Raw genomic sequence first — 1,166 nt, 5'->3', positions numbered from 1 at the left:
TACACCAAGGATTTCAAAATCCAGGTATGTAAACTTGTTTTGGATAAAAATAAGTCCGTACCGCAGTTGGCCAAAGCTGTTAACATTGCTTCACAAACTATTTACCGCTGGCTCAAGGAATACCAGGATTATGGCGAAGATGCCTTTGTAGGCTCTGGGTACCTAAGGAGTTCTGAAGCTAAGCTTAAACAACTTCAGAAAGCTAATGAAAAGCTGAGAATGGAGAACGACATTCTAAAAAAAGCAGCAGCATACTTTGCTTCCGTCCCCAAGAGAGAGTCGAATTCGCCAAAAGCGATCTAAAGGAGTATCCGGTTAGTGAAGTATGCGAAATCCTAAATATCACCCGCGCTGCATATTACTATCAACGTCGCCAACCTTCCCGTGACAAAATAGCCTTGGAACAAAGGGTTATTAACTGTTTTAATGAGCACCATGAGGAATATGGGAAGAAACGTATTAAACACGCGCTGGCCCAAGATCCTCAGCCGGTCATGGTCAGTCTTTCTTTTATTGCCAGGGTGCTTCGGGAAAATGATCTTCATGCCAAAGCAGGCCGTAAGAAGACTAAAAAGGACAAACCAGAACCAACAGATCCCGAAATCAAGGCAAGGAATCTGATTCAGGATAAATATGTTGTGCAAATGCCTAATTACCTGTGGTGCTTTGACAACACGGAACTTCCATACAGAGGCGGAAAGTTCTATGTATGTGGAGGCATTGACGTGGCTACCAGACGTGTTGTGGGATGCAGCTGGGGATTAAATCAAAGGAGTCCATTGGCTATAGCAGCCTTGATGGATGCCTGTGGCAGAAATCCCTTCCGTCCCATTGGTGCTGTGTATCATTCTGACAATGGAGGCTGCTTCAAATCCAAGGCAATGAGCGAAACACTCGATAAAATGCACTTCCGTCGCAGTCTCTCCAGGCCAGGGCATCCAATGGACAATCAGCCCATAGAAAGTTTCTGGCATACACTAAAAACGGAAATGCCTGATACAAGCCAAATGAGTTATGAGAAAGCGGTAGTGACCGTTTTTGAATATATTATTGATTACAATGCTAATCGTATTCATTCGGGTATCGATTATGTAACCCCGAATGAAAAATACAAACAATTAGCAGGGTAGAAAAATGTCACGGTTCTATGTGTCTAAATACCTTGA

At 43.3% G+C, this 1,166-nt stretch carries 2 protein-coding genes; both read left to right on the top strand.

Translation table 11 applies throughout. The features are described 5' to 3' along the window. On the top strand, positions 1-303 hold a 303-nt coding region (locus tag FX155_RS11375; RefSeq protein WP_154488811.1), incomplete at its 5' end, for a transposase. Next, entirely contained in the window at positions 252-1,130 is an 879-nt protein-coding gene (locus FX155_RS11370; RefSeq protein ID WP_326831149.1) for an IS3 family transposase, read from the top strand. The genes FX155_RS11375 and FX155_RS11370, both read left to right, overlap by 52 nt. Positions 1,131-1,166: the final 36 nt, after the last annotated feature.

The sequence above is a fragment of the Acidaminococcus fermentans genome (assembly GCF_009696675.1).
Classification (GTDB): Bacteria; Bacillota; Negativicutes; order Acidaminococcales; family Acidaminococcaceae; genus Acidaminococcus.
Note: the sequence above shows the minus strand (reverse complement) of the source record. Positions and strands in the feature narration are given on the sequence as shown.